At 62.4% G+C, this 21888-nt stretch carries 19 protein-coding genes and 3 pseudogenes; 7 read left to right on the forward strand and 15 right to left on the reverse strand.

Annotated elements, in window-relative coordinates; all coding sequences use genetic code 11:
• Positions 1–122 precede the first annotated feature (122 nt).
• A complete protein-coding gene (locus OIE68_RS00540; RefSeq protein WP_327097406.1) occupies positions 123–752 on the forward strand; it encodes a hypothetical protein in 630 nt (209 codons plus the stop codon).
• Positions 753–1248: 496 nt separating this feature from the next.
• On the opposite strand, the gene OIE68_RS00545 is transcribed toward OIE68_RS00540, so the two are convergent.
• Positions 1249–1470 (reverse strand): hypothetical protein, encoded by a 222-nt coding sequence (locus tag OIE68_RS00545; protein ID WP_327097407.1) that lies wholly within the window; start codon positions 1468–1470, stop codon positions 1249–1251.
• A gap of 86 nt (positions 1471–1556) precedes the next feature.
• Between OIE68_RS00545 and OIE68_RS00550 the strand changes: the two genes are divergently transcribed.
• Entirely contained in the window at positions 1557–2780 is a 1224-nt protein-coding gene (locus OIE68_RS00550; RefSeq protein WP_327097408.1) for an MMPL family transporter, read from the forward strand.
• Positions 2781–2961: 181 nt separating this feature from the next.
• Here the strand turns inward: OIE68_RS00550 and OIE68_RS00555 are convergent, their stop codons facing one another.
• From OIE68_RS00555 to OIE68_RS00580, 6 genes are all read right to left on the reverse strand, one after another.
• A complete protein-coding gene (locus tag OIE68_RS00555) occupies positions 2962–3429 on the reverse strand; it encodes a hypothetical protein (RefSeq protein WP_327097409.1) in 468 nt (155 codons plus the stop codon).
• 112 nt (positions 3430–3541) lie between these two features.
• Positions 3542–5146: a hypothetical protein gene (locus OIE68_RS00560; protein WP_327097410.1), complete on the reverse strand. Its 1605-nt coding sequence runs from the start codon at positions 5144–5146 to the stop codon at positions 3542–3544.
• A gap of 664 nt (positions 5147–5810) precedes the next feature.
• The gene (locus OIE68_RS00565) at positions 5811–8249 is read right to left on the reverse strand and encodes a hypothetical protein (protein ID WP_327097411.1); all 2439 of its coding nucleotides are present in this window, start codon (positions 8247–8249) and stop codon (positions 5811–5813) included.
• Between the two features lie 101 nt (positions 8250–8350).
• On the reverse strand, positions 8351–8731 hold the full coding sequence (locus OIE68_RS00570; protein ID WP_327097412.1) for a hypothetical protein: 381 nt from the start codon (positions 8729–8731) through the stop codon (positions 8351–8353).
• Between the two features lie 33 nt (positions 8732–8764).
• Positions 8765–9199, reverse strand: a complete 435-nt coding sequence (locus OIE68_RS00575) for a hypothetical protein (RefSeq protein ID WP_327097413.1) — start codon at positions 9197–9199, stop codon at positions 8765–8767.
• Positions 9200–9236: 37 nt separating this feature from the next.
• A complete protein-coding gene (locus tag OIE68_RS00580) occupies positions 9237–9686 on the reverse strand; it encodes a hypothetical protein (protein ID WP_327097414.1) in 450 nt (149 codons plus the stop codon).
• Positions 9687–9789: 103 nt separating this feature from the next.
• Here OIE68_RS00580 and OIE68_RS00585 point away from each other — a divergent pair, with 103 nt between their 5' ends.
• On the forward strand, positions 9790–10629 hold the full coding sequence (locus tag OIE68_RS00585) for a hypothetical protein (RefSeq protein WP_327102058.1): 840 nt from the start codon (positions 9790–9792) through the stop codon (positions 10627–10629).
• 250 nt (positions 10630–10879) lie between these two features.
• Here the strand turns inward: OIE68_RS00585 and OIE68_RS00590 are convergent, their stop codons facing one another.
• On the reverse strand, positions 10880–13372 hold the full coding sequence (locus tag OIE68_RS00590; protein ID WP_327097415.1) for a tyrosine-type recombinase/integrase: 2493 nt from the start codon (positions 13370–13372) through the stop codon (positions 10880–10882).
• On the reverse strand, positions 13369–14613 hold the full coding sequence (locus tag OIE68_RS00595) for a site-specific integrase (protein ID WP_327097416.1): 1245 nt from the start codon (positions 14611–14613) through the stop codon (positions 13369–13371). Before OIE68_RS00595 ends, OIE68_RS00590 begins: the two co-directional genes overlap by 4 nt.
• A gap of 194 nt (positions 14614–14807) precedes the next feature.
• On the opposite strand from OIE68_RS00595, the gene OIE68_RS00600 reads away from it, so the two are divergent.
• Positions 14808–15512: a Mu transposase domain-containing protein gene (locus OIE68_RS00600; protein WP_327097417.1), complete on the forward strand. Its 705-nt coding sequence runs from the start codon at positions 14808–14810 to the stop codon at positions 15510–15512.
• A pseudogene (locus OIE68_RS00605) lies at positions 15512–16058 on the forward strand (ATP-binding protein); the annotation flags it as partial. The gene OIE68_RS00600 and the pseudogene OIE68_RS00605, both read left to right, overlap by 1 nt.
• A gap of 282 nt (positions 16059–16340) precedes the next feature.
• Here OIE68_RS00605 and OIE68_RS00610 read toward each other — a convergent pair.
• Positions 16341–17456, reverse strand: a complete 1116-nt coding sequence (locus tag OIE68_RS00610; protein ID WP_327102059.1) for a hypothetical protein — start codon at positions 17454–17456, stop codon at positions 16341–16343.
• A gap of 202 nt (positions 17457–17658) precedes the next feature.
• Between OIE68_RS00610 and OIE68_RS00615 the strand changes: the two genes are divergently transcribed.
• Positions 17659–17826 carry a hypothetical protein gene (locus OIE68_RS00615; protein WP_327097418.1) on the forward strand — a complete coding sequence of 56 codons (168 nt, stop codon included), beginning with the start codon at positions 17659–17661 and terminating at the stop codon, positions 17824–17826.
• 176 nt (positions 17827–18002) lie between these two features.
• On the opposite strand, the pseudogene OIE68_RS00620 reads toward OIE68_RS00615, so the two are convergent.
• The 5 genes and pseudogenes from OIE68_RS00620 to OIE68_RS00640 form a co-directional block, all read right to left on the reverse strand.
• A pseudogene (locus tag OIE68_RS00620) lies at positions 18003–18143 on the reverse strand (transposase); the annotation flags it as partial.
• Between the two features lie 319 nt (positions 18144–18462).
• A complete protein-coding gene (locus OIE68_RS00625; RefSeq protein ID WP_327097419.1) occupies positions 18463–19377 on the reverse strand; it encodes a transposase in 915 nt (304 codons plus the stop codon).
• A complete protein-coding gene (locus OIE68_RS00630; RefSeq protein ID WP_327097420.1) occupies positions 19346–19801 on the reverse strand; it encodes an IS110 family transposase in 456 nt (151 codons plus the stop codon). Before OIE68_RS00630 ends, OIE68_RS00625 begins: the two co-directional genes overlap by 32 nt.
• 81 nt (positions 19802–19882) lie before the next feature.
• Positions 19883–20558 (reverse strand): annotated as a pseudogene (locus OIE68_RS00635) (IS256 family transposase); the annotation flags it as partial.
• A gap of 30 nt (positions 20559–20588) precedes the next feature.
• Positions 20589–21224 (reverse strand): helix-turn-helix domain-containing protein, encoded by a 636-nt coding sequence (locus OIE68_RS00640; protein WP_327097421.1) that lies wholly within the window; start codon positions 21222–21224, stop codon positions 20589–20591.
• Between the two features lie 120 nt (positions 21225–21344).
• Here OIE68_RS00640 and OIE68_RS00645 point away from each other — a divergent pair, with 120 nt between their 5' ends.
• Positions 21345–21833: a TetR/AcrR family transcriptional regulator C-terminal domain-containing protein gene (locus tag OIE68_RS00645; RefSeq protein ID WP_327097422.1), complete on the forward strand. Its 489-nt coding sequence runs from the start codon at positions 21345–21347 to the stop codon at positions 21831–21833.
• Positions 21834–21888 lie beyond the last annotated feature (55 nt).

Here is a 21888-nt window from a genome sequence, read left to right on the forward strand (position 1 = left end):
TGTCGAGGTCTTCGACACCATTCGAAAATCCGGTGGCGATGTTTCCACGGCACCGCAATCGCCATTTCGAGACCTGAAAGAATCGTGAAGATCTGCAGACAGGCTCCACTTCGATCACTCGAATGGAGTTGACTGGAGTGGTAGTGATCGAATCATACAACCGCACCAGGCTGGTGAGGAAAACGCTACCTGACCTCACTCCAGCCAACGCTGATAAACGGGAGTCGAGTGTCGCCATGACACCAGAGTCACACGAAGGAATGATGGAGCGAGCAGCGGCCCTCGCGTCGAGCTTCTTCCCCGCAGGTAACGAGAGCACACTGCGCCAATACTCGGAAGCATGGATAGACATCGGCGAACGCTTGGAGGCCATGGCGCGAATTCATGAAAATATCTATCATCAGTATTCTGCCCGGAACTCCTCCGGCCGGACCGACAGGTCGATCGCCCAGCTGCACATCCGATTATTCGCAGATCTACACCATCATGTCCTGTACTGCTACGGCATGGCGGCGCACCTGGACAAGATTTCCGACCTAATCGAGCTGGGAAAACTTGAGATCACCGCTATCGCTTCGGCCCTGATAGCCGATCTTGATTCGGACATGTCGACACTTCCAGCAGGCCAGATCACGAATTCCAAGCCAGACCTCGCAATCGCAGAACAAGCAATGCGGAGGATAGCGAGACGCACACAGCAACAGGTCGATGAACTTCCTCCCCCGACCGTGGGCACCCTCGAAAAAATGTAGATTCCGCAGAAGTCGAACTACCTCCGGCACCATAAGAACGGCCGACCGCGTGACCACCCGTTCGACCATTGACAGCCCGATGTTGCGTGAGGCCTCGCGTGTCCGGCGGTGAAGTACTCATGCGCTCCTGGGTCAAGTGATATACGGCGTTGACAGCCGGTTGGGCACCGAGATGTAGCAAAGACCGATCCTGTGATGTGCAGGTCGGGGTTCTACCTTGCATTTGAGCTTCGAAGATCTGAATAGGTTCGCGCAGCCGCGGGCCCGTCGACCTCCAGGCTCGATGCCGAGCTCACGGGATCTCGAAATCTGAATTACTCCAGGTAATTACGAGTCCGGAAAGGACTTCTGCGTAGATATTCGCACGACTGGGGGCCGTGGTGGTCCACAATCCGTGGAAGGTGATCGGCCTGTGGGTGCTGCTCGCCATCGCGGTGGTGGCTTCGGCGCCGGAACTCAAATCAACGACCGATCAATCCACTTTCCTGCCTTCGTATTATGAGTCAATCCAGGCGTTGGAGATGCTGCAGGAGGCGCTTCCGCAGAGCTCCGCGCCAGCGGCGATCATCGTATTCGCCCGGCACGACGGGGCGCCGCTGACCGAAGGCGATTCGGCCTCGGTCGTCGCGATCGGCACCGAACTGCTCGGCGAGCAGATCAAGGACGTCACCGCGATCCAGGCAACGCCGCCGTCGGAGAACCGGCTGATCCAGATCATTGCCGTACAGACGACCAAGGTGACCAATCCGAACGACACCACGCAGAGTGACGCGGTCAAGGCGCTGCGCGGAACTGAAAGAGCGCGTGGCGGGCACGGACCTGAAGGCGGGTATGACCGGCCAGGCGGCTCAGGTGCTGGACCAGCAGGAATCCAGCGAAAAGGGCATGGCGATCATCGGCGTCGCCACCATCGTGCTGATTCTGGTGCTCCTGCTGGTCATCTTCCGCAGCCCGGTGATCGCACTGCTGCCGATCGTCGTCATCGGCGCGATCTCCAGCATAGTCAATGGGTTGATCGCCATGGTAGCCAAGGCATTCGACTTGCAGATCGACGCCTCGATCAACGCCATCCTGGTGGTCGTGCTGTTCGGCGTCGGCACCGACTACATCCCGTTCCTGATGTTCCGCCACCGCGAGCGGCTGCGTGCGGGCGAAGATCCGAAGACCGCCATGGTCAGTGCCGTCACCCGCATCGGTGAGGCCATCACCTCGCCTGGCCGGTGCGTCAGCTTCGATTCACGTTCACCAGAACCTCCCACTAACCATGAACAAAGTTTGAACGAACGTTTGCCAACGGTGTTCGCAACTCTGAGTGGTGGCATGCTGACTGACATGACATCCGCTGCTTCCTCGACCTCGTTGTGGTTGCGAGGCGACAACCCCAAACCGGGGCCGCGCCCCGCCTACACCCTGGACCAGCTCGCTGACGTGGGTATCCGGCTCGCCGACTTAGACGGGCTGCGCGCGTTATCGATGCGCCGCATCGCGGACGAACTCGGCACCGCCGCGGCCTCGCTCTATCGGTACGTCGACGGCAAGAACGACCTGATCGCGCTCATGGTTGACCACGTCGCCGCGGAATACGACTACCCACCCCTGACCGGGAACGTGCGCACCGATGTCTTCGCCATGCTGGACCAGGCGCGGGCGTTGCATCAACGGCACCCATGGTTGAGGGAGGGCTTAGGGGAGGTCGCTTCGTTGTCGTCGAACCTCGGTCCGAATTCGATACGATTCCTCGACCGTATGGTCGGCGCCTTGGCCTCGGCGGGACTCGACGCCAACGCGACCATGATGGGTGTCAGCCTCCTGTCGGGGTGGGTGCGCACCTTCACCGGGGTAGAAGCAGCGGGGTTTTCCACCCCCGTCATGGATGCGTCCGACCACCCTCCGGCAATGCTGGCCCACGGCGACTACCCCCATCTGACCAGGCTGCTTGCCGCCGCCGAGTCCGAGACCGCACCAGTCGACAATGACGCCGTGTTCCGGGCCGGCGTCGAAGCACTGCTGTTCGGCATCGTGCGATGAGGTCCGCACACGGTGCTCCGCGCATGGTAGCCATTGCACCTCAACCGAATAGTGTTCGTCGCCCGAGGGCGTGATCAGCGCTTATGGCAGCGGCAGTGGAGCGTTTGCGTTCGAGGCGGCGTTACGCAGGTCGTGCACAATCGCTTCCGCCGGCATCGAGCGTCATCATTACCCCTGCCGATCAGGACTCTTCGGCCGCGCGTATCGGCGCGGCTGCACCCGCGGAGTCACCGCCGGGCGTCTGCGCACCGCCCGTCACGGTCTTGCTCTGCCTCTGCTCTGCGGCCGCTTCGATGCCGTGCGGGTGGTCGAACCCGGTGAACACGCCGAACTCCGCCCGTCGCTGGTTCAGATCCTGATCGGCGAGACGCCGCATCTCGGCTTGCCGCGCGATCATCGGCAGAATCGTCCCCACCAGCAAGTCCAAACCCGGTCCCGGGAACGACCCGGCCTCGGCCCCAACCACACCTGTCCCCGGCATGGCTCCGGCCCGGCGCTCGGCATCTGGCGCCGCGCCTGCATGCCCGGCGGAATGGTTCTCCCCCACACCGGGATCCGGGCCGATCGGTGTCGCCGCATTCATCCGATCGGCCACACTGTTCGTTGCACGCCGCGCCTTACCCGGCCTTCCGCTATTTGTTCGTGTCACTGGTATTACCTTCTTGCTCGATTCACAGAGGAGAGGAATAGATCTGAGATTCCGGCGACTCCACGCCATGTCCTTCTATTCGTCGAAATCGGCCGGTGCCACGCCGCCGGCGTCAGGTCGCCGGCGCAGCAGCCACCGACGCTGCGGTAGCAGCCGACGCATCCGCGGGTGACGAAGCCGGGGTGGCCGAATCCGGCGCGGGGGTGGTGGGCTCGATGCCGCGTGGGTGGCGGAATCCGGCGAACGCGCCGAAGTCTCCTGCGCTGTCGGACATTTCCGCGGCGAACGTCCGCAGCTGCCCGTTGACGACGACCTCCGGCGGGCCGCCCTCGAAGGAACCGAAAACCACAACGATCGCGGAATGATCGTTCTCCCACGTAGCGACATCGCCGGTCATCAACTGGTACGGGTCGATCGGATCGATCTGCTTGTTGTCCGACCACTTCGCCGACGTATTCGCGTACGCGGCTTTCGCATCGGTACCGCTCGCGTTGCCGAAAGCCGCATCCAATGCCTGAGCAACCACGGCGGAAACCCACTGTCTGGGCCGGTCCGGGAACGGGTAGTACCTATCCCCACTCCCGTCCTGCGCGGGCGTCCGCGTCGGCAGCCCACTCTGCGCGGACGTGACATTCGGCCCGATCGGCTGGCTGTGATTCGGCACCGCGCCAGCGGAGGGTTGGCTCCCTGGCGTCGCCACAGGAGCTGCGGTGACCGCTGGAATCGGCGACGGCGCGACTGCTTCGTCGTCGCGGGGGAGCCTGTCCGGATCCGGCTCGTTGCGCACGCCGGGTTGCATGCTGTTGGACAGTGCTGGGATCATCCAAGGGTTAATCCCCGTTGTCTGGTCGTCTCGGGAGCCCATCGCCGAGCCAATAGGCGTCGCCGCTGGAGCCGCCGGTCCAGCGACCGCTTCTTGCGGATCCAGATCCACATCGCTCCGATACGGCGACGCACCAGGATCTTCCGTCAGGTCCGGATCCGAATCCAGCGGCAGGCGTGGATCCATCGAAGGACTCGGGTCGTACGGGATGCCCGGGTCAAACGGCATACCGGGCTCTTTCGGCACGCCCAGATCCTTTGGATCCAGCTCCCCGGGCCGCGGGTCGCCCTCATCCCCGACCTGCTTCTTCAGCTTTTTCACCTGCTGCGTCAGCGTTTCCGACTGCTGCGTCAGCTTCTCCACCTGCTGCGCCAGCTTCTCGATCTCGTCTGCTTCTTTCTTCTGGCCCTTCACTGCGTCGGCCATGATCGCATTCAAGTTGTCGATCGTCTTGGTGATTTCATTCATGCAGTTCTCATCGTAACTCACACCGTCCGGAGGCGGTTTACTTATAGCAGCGTTGTGATCCTCGATGAATTTTGACGTCCACACCCTCACGTCCTTGGAATACTCAGCGGACCTGCGTGTCCGATCCGGCACCTCGCCGTACAAATCCAAGAGTTTGACCCCCGTCATCCGGAGCTTCTCCTTCTTGACTTCATAATTCTCGATACCACTGAACTGTTTGTCGCCCGACTCGATGTGCAGCTTCGGCGGCTTCAGATCCGGCGGTTCCTCCGGGGACTTCTCACCCGTACTCAAATAATGCTCACGCAGGCTCACAGCGAGCCCCTGCGGTCCCTCGTAATAATCTTGGACCGACGGGGAGAGATCAACTTTATCCGGGTCGGGCATAAACAATCGCGGCAATTCATCAGGCCATGCCTTCGACATCGTCTTCCACCGCTCACGCAGTCGGATTCACTGGGACGAGAGGAACAGGACCTGTTGCATTCGAGCTGGATGGGCCGGATGGGCTCACCAGCCCGCTCGCGACAAGACCCCCCGCTCCACGTCCCCCCGCAACGAGCCTGCGCTCGACCTGATGGGAAATGGTGCGCTGAGATTGGTTGCCAGCCCTTCTCGCAGCGCGCGTCATCAGTCTTCTTCCAACCCCTCGCCCAACTGGGCCGCCAATAGCAGTCAGAGCTCCGCCCACGAGAAACCCGGTAGCCACTTCGTCAAAGTCGGTGATTTTAAACTCTCCATCGGCGATACCATCGACAACAGTTGCTGCGCCGCCTATGAGGCCTGCGGCCAAATTAGTTCCCGGCAAAGCGGACATTACGGTAAATGCGACGGGTAGCGCAGCAGGTGCGGCATCAGCGGCTAAACGCCCCAAATCGCCCAAGGAGTCAGCTCCATCACTCGCGATATGGCCTACATCACTAGCGATTTCACGTATGCCATCAAAAATCCCCATGGTTTCCCTTTCTTCTCGAAGAATATCTTTGGGCCTTCGCCAGCCGCCTCCGACCAAAAAACCAAAACTACGGCCGGGTCGTTGATCTCCGCGTCTGACCCGGTCGACGAGATTTGTGTTGACGGGTCCGGCCGGTCAGATCTGCGGTGGCCCAACCGGCGGCGGACCGGCGGGCTGCTTCGGTGCGGCCACGGTCGGCGGAGCTGCCGTCGCGAGTGCGGGGTCGCCACCGGCGGCGCCATCCAGGCCGGTCGGGTGGGCGTAGCCCGTGCAAAGCCCGTACTTTTCCTCCAGCGGAGGTTTGCCGGGATCAAAGGGAATGAGCTGGCCGTTGTCCAAGACAAATAATTGGTTAGATTCCTTGACGATCAGCGCGTTATGTCTCTCCCACTGAATAATATCGCCCGTATTAAACGCTTGCGGGTCACGACTATTGATCACTGCGGGCGGATGATCCGCTGACAACTCACCCGCAGTTCCCCGGTACGCGGACATCGCATCGATGGCGGTGTTCTGCACCTGCTTCTGCAAAGCCTCCGCCACCGGCTGCGACGCCTTCACGGTATTCTCGCCGATTTGGACATCCACCATCGCGCCCGGTGTCGTCACCGGCGGCGGAGAACCCACATAGGCTGGCGCCACCACGCCGGGAGGAGCTGTCTGGGCCGCGGGATTCGGTGTGGCCGTCTGGGCTGCGCGGTTCCGCTCCCGTTCTCGTTGCCGGTCCTCACGCGATTCTCTGTCTTCGTAGCCCCTGTCATCGCCGGGAACCCGGTTCTGGTTGAGAGCATTCATCGCCATCATCTGCCCTATCTGCCCCATAGCATCGCCACTGCTATTCGTGGGTTGCTGCGGGGCGCTGGGCGCAACGGTCGATCCGGTTCCGGCATCCTGCGTCGCCGTCCGGATCAGAGAACGAAGGTCTGTGCCCAACGGGGTATCGCCGCTAGTGCTGTCCGCAATTGGCGGGGTACCGGTCGGGGAATCCGTGCTGTCCATAGTTCCCAGGCCAAGATCGTCCAACGTGGGGTTCGAATCCGGACTCGGGAACATGTCTTGTGGCGTGGGAGTAGTCTGCGTCGGCGGCGGAGTGTAGGGGGGAGGGGTGATGGTCGTAGGGGGAGGGGTGGTCTTTGCGGCGGGCTTTTCCTTGTCGCTCTTGTCGCCTTTCTCGCCCGTGTCGTCCTTCCCGCCCTTATCGCTCTTGTCGCCTTTCTCGCCCGTGTCGTCCTTCCCGCCCTTATCGCTCTTGTCGCCTTTCTCGCCCGTGTCGTCCTTCCCGCCCTTCCCGTCCTTGCCGTCCTTCAAACCCGGGAAACCATAATCCGATAACTTCAGCCCGTACTCCGCGAGTTCCTCAGACTGCTTGGCATAGTTGGCGACCAGCGTTGCACATTCTCGCACCGTCTTCCCAAGCAGAGGATAGAGGGGCATTTCTTCGATTAAGTTCTGGATTCCGAACTGATCGAATTTAGACTTATAACCGGGCTCAAGTCTACCCTTATCTTTTTCTACGAGGCTGGCCCGAACTGCTTCGCGAGCATCTTGAATCTTGTTATACATCAGTTTGTATGTGCGAATATTGTCTTCATTAAGCTTGCTGGTGACTTGTTTGAACTCGAAGTCCATGTCGTGCCACCCTTTCGCCAATTTTTTCAGCCTCCCCGCCGCCGCTGCATGACTTTCGTCGGTTGCACCTCTCCCCATTGACATGTCGGTGAGGAATTTTTTCTCCAGAAAATCATTCCACGGATTCTCATCCTCGCCCTTCGAGAGCAAGTTCAGCGGTTTACCTCCAGATATCGGCTTCAGCCCACCAAATTTATCCTTACCCTTATACACCACCTTCTCCATTGTCCCCATTTGACGCATGAGGTAGGCGAGCCCATCGTTGCAGACGGCTATGAAATTTTTCAGATTCTCCGAAGCCTTGGCCGGCGGATCAATCCTCAGCAGGAACTCGGATGCCTTGTCGCCGACTTCCGGATCCCGCTTCTTGTCCCATTTGGACTTTAGCTCGGCGATTCTTTCGGGACTATTATCAAGGGGGTTGCCTTCGGCATCTTTGCCGCTTCGGCCGCTCTGCCACAGAACGTTTTTATCCTCTGGACCGAGATCTCCCCAATCTTGGTCCAGTTTGTTTTTGAGAATTAATAGCTTGCCATTGTCAGTCAGAACCATCTGACTCGATTCGGGCTGGCCATCGCCTTCCCAATCATACCATTTGGAAATATTCCGTTGTTCCCAATTATGCCATTTCTCATCCCAGCCATCCCCTCGATTCTTTTGGTGGTCAGCGCCCGCGTTCCAGATCTCTTTGCCGTCGCCATTATGATCGTTGAATACGAGCTTGTGATCGATGCGGCCTATCCCTATTTCCCCGAAGTCGATTTTATCGACCTTTGCGCCGTCCAGACCTTTTTCCCAGACGGGCTCTTTGGATTGGACGTGCCGGATAGTCGGCTTACCGCCGACGATCCGGAACTCGAACTGGCGACCAGGCGATATCAGCCAATCGTCTTCATGGAGGCTCTGACCCGGATTCAGACTTTCGTATTCTTTTCCCTTGCCCATCAGTACGCCCCCCGATCACACGTCTGACGCCGCATTATTCGCGAGCCTGGAACGGCCATCCCGAATCCTCCCGACCAGATACCTATCGAATCACCAGAGCGTCACGCATCTGGCGCACTCCGCCGAACCGACGCACCTCCATCGCCATCGGTGTTCACGAGTTCACCTGATGCCATATGCACGCCGTCGCCGAGACTTTGCTCCTGATCAGCTAAAGAGGTCCAACCTGACTCATGGGCAGGGAGAAACTTATGCTTCGCACACTCCGTAAACGCATAGGCCGCGTTTCCGAGCTGATCCTCGAGTTGGCGCACGAGGTCGGGATCGATTTTCGCCCGCTCGCGATAGGGCTCGACAAAACCGTAGTGGCCGTCGCGTATCTTGTGCGCCGCTTCCGGATCATGACTGAAAATATTGTCCATGTCGACGAACTCTTTCTCCTCTTGAGATAAATAATGGCAGCTTTCTCGCGCCGCATCCATGACCGACCAACCGACCGCCTCGCTCGATCGGGATCAGAAGCCTTTACCGGACTCGGATCCGGCGTCGCCTGATGCGTCCGAATCCGCCACGTCGTCGCTCTCCGGGAGCGACCACTCAGAACGCGGCCACGATATCTGCGGCCAGGTTGTCGTCTCGACGGCGATTTCGTGCTGCCGTAGAGCGTCAATCGTGCTCTCCCGAATCGCTCCCATGATCTCAGCCACCAACTCCTGGCGAGCCATGCTCGCTATCGTCCCGGGAGCGATATACAGGTCGGTGAGCCGACCTACCCCATCCACTTCCGGGATCACCCTGGAGGTGCGCGACGGCCGCCGAGCACGGATCTTGTCGATCCGTTCCTCCATGTCATCGACGGCATAACCCAGTGCCCGGCCCGACTCCAGCGCAGCTGCCGTCTCGGGATGCATCATGCCGGCCTCGCTTTCCGTATTGCGCGCCCGAGCCACTGCTCGGGTCCGTCACATCCATGTATATAAAAATTGACTACCCATTAAACTTTTCATTTTTTCGGCAGCATGACGATCTCACCTTCCCCGCTATCCATGCGGAAGAGTGACCTGTACTCGCTATCCTTTGCTGCTTGTCCGTGAGCTCTGACGAACGCTCCCATTCATCACCGCGTGCAAGGCATCTATGTTGTCCGGGTGGAATAATGTTGCCGTCGTCTCTGACAAGCAGATAATTCTTGGCTGGCGCACCCTCGGCATAACGGACATTCATCCAATCGAGCACGTCGATGTTGGGGCCACTACTCGTGGAAGTCCCGGTCTGTCCGTGAGCGATCACATCGAAGATTCCCGGGATAGCGAGAAACGCCGCAGCAGTAAAACTGATCCTCGAACCGTCCGGTCCGGGCAAGGCGTGGACTCGACCGGCGGGCACCCGCAGAGTCACCCGGTCCACCAAGGTGCGGTGAGCTTCGATGTCGTTCACCAGAACCTCCAGCCAACCGTGAACAGCGTTCGCAGTCGCGAGCGTACACTTCTGCTAACGATGTTCGCAACTATGATGGCACGCCAGCTGCCGATGACGCCGGGTGTTCGGCACCAGCGGACAAAGCAGCGCCGAGCATCTGATCGACCGCTGTCACTTGATCTGCCGGCCGATACGCGATCTGCTGGTCGACTACCTGCGCGAACGCCAGCCCACGGTCGACTACGTCACCTTGCAGTGCCTGGCTGGCACGCTCGGCAAGCTGTTCTGGGCCGACCTCGAGCACCACCCCCCAGGAATCGATTCGCTGCGGCTGGCACCCGAGGTCGCCGCGGCCTGGAAGCAGCGCATCCTGACCCGTGAGTCGGGTCTGTCCACCCTGGCCATGGTTCGCGCGTTCTATCTCGACATCGCCCAATGGGCGATGGAAGAACCCACCCGCTGGGGCCCGTGGGCGGCACCATCTCCGATCCGCGCCGAAGAGATAAGACGAACAAAATCCCTGCAGCGCCGCAAGTCCCGCATGAATCAACGCACCCGCGAACGACTCCCTGTGCTGCCCACTCTCGTCGCCTCCGCCAACACCGAGCGCCGCGCGGCCGCAGAAAAACTGGCCGCTGCCGAGGCCACCGCGCCCGGTGAAACGTTCGACATCATCAGCCTCGCCGAGGAAGCAGGGCTGAAGCGAAACAGGCTGACTCACAAGCACACCGACCTCGCAGACCCACCGCCCTGGCGACGAGGCCGAGGTCGATTTCGGCGAGGTGACCGTGGAGCTGCGCGGGGCCCGGGTCGTGCTCTATCTGTTCTCGCTGCGAATGTCCTGCTCCGGCCGTTCGGTTCAGTGGGTGTTCGCCTCCGGCGGGCAGGAAGCGTTCCTGGAGGGGCACGTGCACGCGTTCACGCAGCTGGGCGGGGTCCCACACGGCAAGATCCGTTATGACAATCTGAAACCCGCGGTTGCCAAGGTCCTCGGGTTGGGGAGGCCAGAACCGAATCTGAGCGCTGGACCGCGTTCCCCAGCCACTACGGCATCGACGACCCGTTCTACTGCATCCCCGGCATCGAGGGGGCGCACGAGAAGGGCGGTGTCGAGGGCCAGATCGGCTACTACCGACGCAATCACTTCGTCCCCGTCCCTTCTCTGAACTATGGAATTGCCGGATTTGCCTGATAGTCACGAGAATTCACTGTTAGTCGGTCTGATGCCGGTGGGCTGTTGTTCGTCCGACGAGATCGTGGAAGCCGGGCATGCCGAGGGCGGTTGTGCTGGTTCGCCGCTCAAGGGTGTGGTCGGCTTGGGCGAGTTTGTCTCGGGCGGCGGTGAGGCTGACCCTGAGTCCGTCAGCCTCACCGGTCCAGCCCTCCCGTTCGGCTTCGGCGATGCGGGCGATGAGGTTGTCCCGGATGTCGATGAGACGTTGCCGCTGGTGGGGGTCGACGCGAAGTAGTGGGCAACGGACGCAACTGTGTTCATGGACGCAGCTGGTTCCCCATGCTCGCCCACAGTCGCCGAGAGCAAGTTTGCGGCGTTCGAAGTGGCCGAGGAATTCATTCCATTCGTCGTCGGTAGGTTGTCGGTATTCTTCGGTCGGACGGAGTTGTCGTCGCCGAGCGATAAACGCCCGGTGGCCGTTGATGGCTTCCTCTGGATAAACGGCTTTGTATCCCATAGTGGTGTTGATGTCCTTGTGCCCCAATAGAATTTGGGCGATATGGGGTGGCATGCCGTTCATGATGGCCTCCGTAGTGAAGACCCTCCGGAAGTCGTGCGGAGCCCATTCCAGCGGGGATCCGTCATTATCGATGATGCCGCTGCGGGCCAGCGCGCCGGTCACCAATCCGCGGATGCCACTGACCGGGATCGGTCGTGCTTCCAGGCTGACGGTGCGCTGGAACAACAGCGGCATGGGCGGATTCCAGATCTTCTCGTGCTGGTCGTAGGCGATCACGAGTGGGACACTGCCGTCGGTATTGCGGATGCGGCAGATCATCGCCGACAGCACGTCGGCCAGTTCCGGGGCGATCACGAGCAGCCGTTCCTGATCAGTCTTGGACGGTGGAACCTGAAGCAGCGGAACGAGTTCGCCGGTTTTCGGGGTGCGGTATTGAACGAGGCTGTGGTGGGTGAGCTCGCTGAGTTCCTCGACCCTGACGCCGGTCAGCCGCAGAACTTCCACGGCCGCCCACGCCCAGAACGCGTTGTCCTCTTCCCGGGTGAGATCGCGGCGCAGGCCGGTGTCGCTTTCGTCGGCCCAGATTCGCGGCGATGGCCTCTTGAGCACTGGTCTCAGGAAGGTAGTGTCGTCAACGGTGAACTGTTGGCCTGGTTCGGTTTTCGCTGCTGCATCGAGCCGGGCCGCGGCGACGTTGCGTTCGCGGTCGACGGATTCGATGAGAACAGGAAGAACGGGTAACCGCTGGCGCGTGCGCTGGTCCATGCGGGCTTTGCGGCGCGAGACCATTTTGCGGTGCTGGACGTCGTCGGCGCGGATCGGGCAGGGAACCGCCCAGCGGCCCCAGCGGGCGGGGTCGTCGAAGGCCCACTGCGCCAGGTCGAGATAGAAACTGCGCACGGTGATCAGGACATCGGCCGCGGTGTCTCGTTCGACAGTGGTTTCTGTGACGACGCCCGCTGGGGTGGTCGAGCGGATAGTGCGGGTTCGGATCCGTTGCTTCCAGGCGGCGGCGGTGGCGGGGCTCAACTTCAGGGAGTCGACGCCAGGATGATGGCGTTCGATGTCCTTCCAGAAGGTGAGGGCCAACGTGATCGCCAGGCCGGACAAGGTGCTGTAGTCGATGCCTGGCTGGCGTTCACGCAAGTAGTCGACCAGCAAGTCCCGGATCGGGCGGCTGGTGATCTCGTATCGGTCGACGAGTTGTTCGACGGTGAGCCGACCACCGAACATCCGGCTGAACATCCGCACCGTTGCCGGGGCGTCGGCCGGGAAGGTCCCGACCGAGTGCAGCAGTTGATAGAAGGCCGGACTGTGACGGCTGGCCCGCATTTGGCCGGGGAACTCCTCCCGCGCGATCCGTAGTACTTCCAGGCAGTCCCCGACGGTGATGCCGGCGACCCGGCCGCCCTTGGCGGCCATGATGACTGCGACCTTTTCGATAGCGGGGATCATCGTCGCGTCACCGAGCGAGTTGGCTGCTCTGACCGCCTCCAGTTCGGCGAACCCGCCCGGATCACGAACGCGCGCCATCTCGTTGGCGATCCGCAGCGGGCATGAGGTCGTGAGCAGCCACCGCAACGACGGGCGGACGTAATCACCGCATATCAGTTGAACAATTCCGTGTCCCAACGCTTTTCGCACATAGTCACGGTGCTGGTCCATCAAGCCCGCCGCAGTGAGGTCGGCGACCAGTTGTTCACGCCAGTCGAGGCGGCCGTCTCGTCCAGCGCCGCTGACTTCCCAGCGCTCCTGCCAGGACGCGCCGGGAAACAGTTCGAGCCAGTCCAGCACCGCCTGCAGGGTCTTGGTCCGGTGGCAGCGGTTTGCCCCTTTAGCCACCAGATATGGCCATTTCAGCAACCGGGCCTCGACCGCAGCGCGGGTTTGGCGGCTGCGCGGCCAGCTCACCGGAACAGAACGGGCCGGAAACCTCAGCGCCAAGGCTTTCGCCTCGCCGCTGAGCTCGCCGGCCCGAGATACCTTCCCGGCAGCGGTCAGCACGGTCACGACAGCCTCCGACCGAACAACACATCCAAGCTTTCCTGCCGATACCGCAACACCGGCGGTTCCGGCCGCTGCTCCAGCGTCTGGCCTCGACGCTGATGGTGGGCAAGCACCGCATCGATGACGTCGGCCGGCGTCGGGGTCGTATAGATCTGGGTCGTGGTCAGCGCGGCATGGCCGAGGACCCACTGGACGTCGGTGATCGGCATGTCCGGGTCGCGAGCCAGCCGATAAGCCGCAGTATGCCGCAGATCGTGCAGCGAATAATTCGCTCCGAGTTGCTCGTTGGCGCGGCCGAACATTGCCCGGGCGGCGTGATAGTTCAGCGGCCGTAACGGGCGCCGCAGCGTCCACCACAACGGGTCATCCGCCCCGGCCGGGACAAGATCGTGGATCTGATGCTGATAGAGCCGCAACCACACGAACGCATCCGGCGAGGCCGGTAACTGCTGCATCGCCCGAGAACCTTTACGCACCACGGTGATCAGCTGCTGTCCCGGATCCGCGCCGCCACGCAGCACTCCGAGCAGTTCGCAGGCGCGGGCTCCGGTCGACACCCACAACGCCACCAACGCCCGGTCGCGGTCGCTGGACAGGCGCGCGAACAGCTCGTTGAACACCTCGTCAGGGATCTGTCGCGGAATCCGCTGCGGCTGACGAGGACGATACAAACCGGAACGCTGCCGAGGAAACTGGTCCATCGGGTTGTGGTGCGCATGCTCCCGCCGGGCCCTTGCCAGCGGGAACGGGTTCACCAGCGGACCCGTGCCTGCTTCAAGATGAACCGCATAGAAGCCGCGCAGCACCGTCTCGCAGTGAGCGACCGTCGCGGGAGCGTAGTTGCGGCCCGGGGAGCGCTTGCCCGTGACCGGATTGGTCACCGCCGGTTTCACCACCGGCGGCTTGCTCGGCGAACGCCAATGCGGCCGAACCGGTTTCGGGCTCAACTGGATCCACCGTGAGAAATCCCGCGCCTCGATCCGAGTCGCTCGCTCCCACCCGACGTCGACCGACCACAAGAACCGGAACCATCGCAACAAGTCCATCGCATACGACCGTCGCGTCGCCGCCGACCGGCCGCCGGCCTGCAACTCGGCCAGATACGTCGCTATCGCGGCAATCGGTTCACCGGCCGGATCGAGGACCCGATACGGCTCCCACGGATCGCCGGTCGCGGCGACCGAACCGATTCGGGCGACCACAAGCACATCCAAATCCCTTGGCGTTTCCCCTGCTTCAGACACGAGCACGGAACATAGCCGCGCGGTCGCAGTTACGGTGGCGGATCGGAGCGAGCCGGTCGGGTAGTTCAGTCAACAGGACGCGCGTCGAGTCGATCGAGGAGCTGAACGCGCGTGTCGAGCAATGGGACACCGAGGATCTCGGTCGGAGGACTGGGGCGCGGGCCCGCACGATCGGGGAGCTCTTCGAGGTCGAGGTGCCGACGCTGAAACGGTTGCCGGTCGAGGAGTTCGAGACCGGGGCGTGGCTGGCCACCCGGGTCGACCGCTACTCGATGGTTGCGGCGAGGACGGACAAATACAGTGTCCCGATCCGTTTCATCGGCCGCTCGGTCCGGATCCTTTTGCACGCGTCCTGGCTGGTCGTCTACGACGGCCGCACCGAGATCGCCCGCCACGAACGCCTGATCGGCAAAGCATTGACCTGCGTCGAACTCGACCACTACCTCGAGGCGCTGATCCGCAAGCCCGGCGCGATGGCCGGGGCCACCGCCCCCGAACAAGCCCGCCAGACTGGGAAGTTCACCAAGAGCCACGACGCCTGGTGGGCCGCGGTCCGCAAAGCCCACGGCGAACGCGACGGCACCCGCGCGATCATCGAAGTGCTTCTGCTGCACCGAAATATGCCCCACGATCAGGTCGTCGCCGGCCTCGACGCCGCCCTGCGGGCGCGGGCGCTGACCGCGGACGCGATCGCGTTGGAGGCCCGCAAGGCCACGGAAGCCGCACCGAAGTTGACCGGCGTGGTCGATCTCGACGAGCCCGACCCGGATCCGGTCCCGTCGCTGACCGCCCGGCGGATCGCGCAACTACCCCCGGACACCAGACCATTGCCTTCTGTCGCGATCTATGACCAGTTGCTCCGCATCACCAAACCGAGAACCACCGAAGGGAATTCCTGATGACCAGCCCGCTCCCACGCCGTCATGGCATGACAGACCAGGCCGCCGACACCGCCATCGACCAAGCCTGCCGGATGCTGCGCCTGCCCACCATCCGCTCGCAGTTCAACGACATCGTCGGCACCGCGACCCGCGACCAGATGACCTACCGGGCGTTCCTGGCCGAACTGCTGCTGGTCGAATGCGACGACCGGGCGCGGCGCCGGTCCGAACGCCGCATCCGCGCCGCCGGGTTCGCGCGCGAAAAGTCGTTGAGGGCGTTCGACTTCGACACCAACCCGAACATCGACCCGGCCGTGGTCAACACCCTCGCGGCCTGTGATTGGGTCAAGAAAGGCACCCCGCTCTGCCTGATTGGTGACTCCGGCACCGGCAAGAGCCACCTGCTGATTCGCCATCGCATCGAATGAGGCGTTCTCCGGCTGGTCGAACACGTTCCCCGAACCGCGGCTCTGCGCCGCGATCGTCGACCGGCTGACCTTCGGCGGACAGATCATCGAGACCGGCCCCCAGTCCCACCGACTCACTCGCACTGCCCTGGGCAACACTGGCGGCACCTCTGCTACACCCGCACCGCAACCAGCCGGTATTCATCGACGCCCCGCCGCAGCAGCCACTGGAAATGGCACTCTGACCACCTGCCTATCCGCGAATTACGAGACCACCTCCGACGCTCCGAGCGCGACCCCGCACTCCGAAGGCGCGATCCGTGACCACACCCGACAGCTTGGTGGGACGCGGAAGGAGCCGTGCACAATGCCGGGTTGGCGCTGGCAGTGGCGCGGGAACCGGCCGAATTCGCGCGCGAGGTCATCGCGCGAGCGGCGTCTACCCCACGGCGGCGGGGCCGTTGGGTGGGGGTGCGTGTCGGGCGGCGGCATCGAGCTGATCGCGGAGGGTCGATATCACCGTGTCTCGGGACGTATTTTCGAGGTCGGCGACGCGGGCGGTGAGTACATTGATCAAAACAATGGCAGGCGTGAGAATCGGCGAAACATCAACTCCGACAATGACATCCGCTGGCTTTGTCACGATTACCGGTTCCAGATCCGTGAGGCCGGCAAGTACGTGATTGAGCGCCTGCCCTGGATTGTCGGGGTCATCGAGTGCTGTTGCCGTTTCCAGGAGGAGGTTGCCGACGCGGCTCGCGTGTTCGGTGAGACCGACTTGGGCGGGGGCCCCGGTAGCGAGTCGGGTGTCGTCCGCGAGCACGCGGTCGGCTCGGATCTGAAGCGCCCCAGCGTGGCCGGACCGGGTGGTTATCGAGACATTGATTCCCACTGGCCTACCCGCTTCGTCCCACAGGGGTACGTCGTCATCGTCGGATTGCGGGTCGGCGACGAGGTCTTGGACTGCGGATCGGTCGACGATGCCGCCGACGAGTGGCATCCAGATGGACGTTACGTCGTGCGGTGCACTCCCGTGCAGCACGACGGTCCATTTGCCCGCCGTGACAGCTATCCGGCCGAAGATGTCGTAGTCGACGGATACCTCTGACATATCGCCGGAAGCCAGGGGCGCGATAGCCCGAATGGCGTCGGCGAGGCCACTGGGACTGAATGTGTCGACGATGTCAACCGCGAACGCGCCGCCCTGGTCCGGGTTGGTCCAGTCGATGTCCCGGTCGAGGCGAATCCACCTGTCTGCGAGCTGACTGATCTGACGGGACGCTCGTCGCGCCCACCAGTCGACGTCGCCGCGCACAGCGCTGATGGTCGGCGACGCAAGAAATTCCGCTTGGTCCCAGCCATAGTTGTCTTTGATCGTGCCGGTCGCGTACCCACTCGCGGTGAGGACGAAATCGCCGGTGACAGTGCCGAATGTGGTGGAGTATGCCGCCGAGACTCCGACGACCCCGCTCTCCGTGAGCCGGTCCGCAGCCTTGAGGAGTGCTTCCGATGGAGAGTTGACGATGGATTGCCACTCCGGAACATCCTTGGACACGCAGTCTCCTCATCGGTCTACGTTGCACTGTGCCTGAGCCTAGGACGGATACTCACATACCTGTTCCATGTGATGGGAAACGATGGCTTGCCGACGATGACATCGGCCGCGGACAGGATGTACCTGGTGCGTTGTCCACGAACGTTTGCCGGTTCGGAGGGCCCATCATGCCAACTGGCTAACCGACAGCCACCTGGTTGCCGTGCAGTCCCTCCACGCCTTCCTCGCCGCGGACGGCTACATGCTCACCGACCTGCGGGCCGACCTGAACCGGTTCGTCACCGTTGTTCAGAACATCACGATCCCGCGGAAGACCTTCACACGCCACCGTTCTGACACACCCGACGACCGGACGCGCCGACCGGCGTGACGTCGAAATTCATGGACACGCCTGCCCCGGATCGGCCCCGAGTGACGTCAGGATTCGTGGATAGGCGGTCTTGGAATTCGTGTTTACGGCCACACCTCGGCATCCCACACTTCACCCACCTAGTCGGACGCACCCTCACCTGACCGAAACCTCTCTGCCCCAACAAGTTCAGAGAACAAATGGATGAGACAGGTTTGGACCGTGGCCAGCGGCCACACGTTCCCCACCGCATCGAGCAGCCCTTTGAGCCCGTCGCAGACCAGGAAGAACACGTCCTTGCAGCCGCGGTTTCGGATGTCGGTGAGCACGCTCATCCAGCTGTTCTGGAGTGCTTGTCAAGTGGTGATGGGCGTGTTGGATCGACTCGCGGTGAGGCGCGAGTTTTCGATCTCCGCCTCGCAACGAATGGATGTCCCTGCGGCGCTTACTCATATAGGCGCGACTCCGATTTGGGCGCTGGCTGTTGTGCGCGCTCGCGTGATGGGACAGGGGCCGCACGTCATGCTGGCTGCGCAGTCCGGTCGGTACCGGCGTGCTGGAACTTGTCGACGTCGCTGCGGCCCCCGCCACCGTCACCTTCCGGACGAGCCGGAAGGAGCCTGTTGTGGTGGGCGGTAAGGTTGTCGGCAGGGTCGGTTACGTCGTTCCGGTCGCTTTCTCGGTGACCGTGACGGACCGGCCCGCCCGGTGTGATTTGGCCGCTGAAGCGGCCCATTGTGTTGCGACGTAAGGTTTTTGGGATCGCATGATCGCACAGGCCAGACGATGCGCGCGGTGGGCGACGGCGATGGTGGCGACGATGGGTTTCTTCCCGGCGGCGCGCAGTCGTTGTTTGTAGGCGGCGAAGTCGGGGTGGTGCAGGGCGATGCTGGTGCCGAGTGTGATCATGGCCTGCCGCAGCTGCACCGACCCGATCTTGCTGATTCGTACCGTGCCGGCCCGGCGGCCGGCGGATTCGTAACTGGTCGGGGTCAGTCCCGAGTATCGGTAGGCGGCATCGGCGTTGCGGAACCGCCACGGATCACCAAGGGCAGCACCGTAGTACGAGGCGGTGATGACACCGATGCCGGGGACGCTCAGCAGCACTCCGGCGGGGGTGTGTGGCAGTATCTCGGCCAGGTGTTGCTCGCAGTCGCCCAGCTCATGCTGCAGGATGTCGAATGCCGCGATCTCCGAGGCCAGCATGCGCGCCGCGGTCGTGCGCTGAGCGTCGGGCACGCATAATGCATCGCCAGCGGCGGCAATGACCTGCGCGGCTTTCGGTCGCAGCATGCGCACGTTGTGGTCGGCAGCATGCCGCACCAGTTCCGTCGGTGTCATGGTCGCGACCTGGGCCGGATCGGACGCGGTCGCCAGCAGCATCCGCAGGGTTCGCGATTCCAATCCACTGGCGAAACAACCGGTCAGTCCAGGAAACGCAAGGTCGGCCAGGGCGTGGATCTGGCTGCCCAGGACCTGGGCGGCATCCAGTTTCCGGCACCGCTGCGCAACCCACATCGCCTGCTCGGCCAGCGGGCCGTCATGGCGATGCAGCGGCCAGCCCTGCCCCACGAACCAGCAACTCCACCATGGCCAAACAGTCCTGACGATCGGTCTTCACGCGGGCCTGGCCGAGCTGCACACGAGCTGTCTTGACCTGAAACGGGTTGAGCTCGACTACATCGAAACCATTGCGCGCCAGCGATGTTGCCACCGCACGGTGATAGTGCCCCGCCGCCTCCACCCCGATCCGAACACTCTGGGCACCGGCCCGCCGCTCGGCGTCGGCGACCACCGTCACGAATCGGGCCAGTCCGGAGACGGTTTGGTCGAACTCGAACAGGTCCGCGACGACCTGACCATGATGATCGGCGACCAAGGCCGCTGCCGACCGTTTGCCGACATCGACCGCGACGACCAGGCACCGCTCCGGATCCAGACCACGAATGCGGGCCACATAACTGGCCTGCGCCGCACCACCAGCGAACCTGACCAAGACGAACCTCCCCGCAGACAACCGAGTTTGGGTTCGTCCACCCTGCATAAGTAGTAGTCCCCGAACCAGGACTTACTATGAGAACTTCGCGCCCTCGCCACCGTCTCCGACCCACAATCCGAATGTCGCGTTCACCGCCGATGGTGACGCCCAGGACCACGTAGATCGGGCGGTTCGCGACCTTGCCTTCCCGGATCTTCACGTGAATGCAGTCGATGAACAGAACCGGATACACCCGGTCCAGAGGCCGACTGCACCAGCCGGTCATCTCCGCGACCACCTTGTCCGTGATCGCCGAGACCGTGTCCTTGGACACCGACGCCCCGTAGATTTCGGCGAAGTGCGCCGAAATCTCGCCTGTGGTCAGTCCTTTCGCCGACAGCGACAACACGATCTCATCGACCCCGGACAGGCGCCGCTGGCGTTTACGCACGATCTTCGGCTCAAACGTCGAGCTCGTGTCGCGGGGCACGTCGATCTCGACCGGCCCGGTCTAGGTGACCACCGTCTTGGACCGAGTTCCGTTGCGGGAGTTACCCGTTCCCCGGCCAGCGGGATCATGTTTCTCATACCCGACGTGCTCGGTCATCTCCGCTTCCAACGCGGTTTCCAGCACGGTCTTGGTCAGCTCGTTGAGCAGACCACCCGGCCCGACCAGGTCGATGCCCTGTTCCTTGGCTTGGGCCAGCAACTGCTCGGCCAGCCTCTTCGTCTCCGCCGCGTCCTTGTTCACCACGGCCTCGAGTGTCTCCGACATCAGTCGGTCCTTCCTGCCGAACCTTCAGGTTCAGCTCATCGGACCGAGATCAGATCCGCCGTCTTTCCGACAGTCCCCCCGCAGGCCTGTCAGTAGTTTGGTGAGGATGGCGAGGGTTTGTTCTCGGGTTGTGTCGGTGTCTGTGTCGGCGATTGTGAGTGCTGCTTCGCCGATGAGTGCGCAGCATAGGCGTGCGAGCAGGTGGGCTGGATAGTGTGGCAGGACTTGCTTGTTCATGAGTTCGGTGAGGACTTGTTCGAGGAGGTGGCCGGCGTATTGCTGGTCGAGTTCGCGCCATTTCGACCAGCCGAGTACTGCTGGGCCTTCTTCGAGGACGATGCGTCGGTATCGGGTCTGGGTGCACGCTTGCAGATATTTCGCGATGGCGTTCAGGCCCCATTGCCAGGCGTCGTCGGTGATGGGGATGTCTGTGAGCAGGGTGGTTGCAGTGTCGGTTTGGACTCGTATGAAGACGGCTTCGAACAGTGATTGCTTGTCCTTGAAGTGCCGGTACACCGCGCCTTTGGTGAACCTGGCTGCGGCGCCGACTGCGTCCAGTGAGGTTCGGTGGTAGCCGTTCTCGGCGAACAGCCGCTCGGCCGCGTCGACGAGCGCTTGGCGGGTCTGCTCGACGTAGTCCAGGCGTTGGGGCTTGACATCGCTCACGATGCTCATAGTAAGGTTAGATCCCTTCAGTATCCATGATACTGACGGTATCATCGTGATTGAGCTGACTACCGGATTGCGCCCATTGCTGAATTGATGCCAGTTTCCGAAGGAGTTGCCATGACACACCGCATCCCGATTGGCCACGGACTGGGTATCGCACGGCTCGCCGCGGAAGTCGACTACCCGCCTCTCACCGGAGATGTGCAACGCGACATCATCGGCATCCTGGAACAGTTACGCGCCCTGTACCGATGCCACCCACGGGCACCGGAGGTCGAATCGCCGACCCTCTGCCCGCATACCATGCGATACCTCGACCACATGGCCGGCGCATTGGCGCCGACCGGCCTCGACGCCACCGCTACGCTAACGGTCATCGGCCTGCTCACAGGGTGGGTGCGCGCCCTCGCCGCACAAGAAGAAGCCGGACTCTCCGCGCGCGCAAACATGGCCGACCACATCTCAGCGATGCTGTCCCACGGCGACTACCCACAGTTGACTGCGCTATTCGCCACCCTCGAATCCGCCACCCCACCCGACACCGAAACAGCATTCCGAACATGCATCGAAGCGCTACTGTTCGGCATCATTCCGTTGGAACCGTGAGTCGCCCAGTGCAATAGGTGTCCCGCATTGCCATGCGCCGATGGCCATCGCAGCA

The organism is Nocardia vinacea (assembly GCF_035920345.1).
GTDB lineage: Bacteria > Actinomycetota > Actinomycetes > Mycobacteriales > Mycobacteriaceae > Nocardia > Nocardia vinacea_A.

What these genes read in the sequence shown, in the direction of transcription:
- OIE68_RS00545 (WP_327097407.1), bottom strand. Translation starts at nt 1,470, where the DNA reads ATGATCTGGATCAGCCGGTTCTCCGACGGCGGCGTTGCCTGGATCGCG.
- OIE68_RS00540 (WP_327097406.1), top strand. Translation starts at nt 123, where the DNA reads ATGGAGTTGACTGGAGTGGTAGTGATCGAATCATACAACCGCACCAGG.
- OIE68_RS00645 (WP_327097422.1), top strand. Translation starts at nt 21,345, where the DNA reads ATGACACACCGCATCCCGATTGGCCACGGACTGGGTATCGCACGGCTC.
- OIE68_RS00565 (WP_327097411.1), bottom strand. Translation starts at nt 8,249, where the DNA reads ATGGGCAAGGGAAAAGAATACGAAAGTCTGAATCCGGGTCAGAGCCTC.
- OIE68_RS00570 (WP_327097412.1), bottom strand. Translation starts at nt 8,731, where the DNA reads ATGGATGCGGCGCGAGAAAGCTGCCATTATTTATCTCAAGAGGAGAAA.
- OIE68_RS00560 (WP_327097410.1), bottom strand. Translation starts at nt 5,146, where the DNA reads ATGTCGAAGGCATGGCCTGATGAATTGCCGCGATTGTTTATGCCCGAC.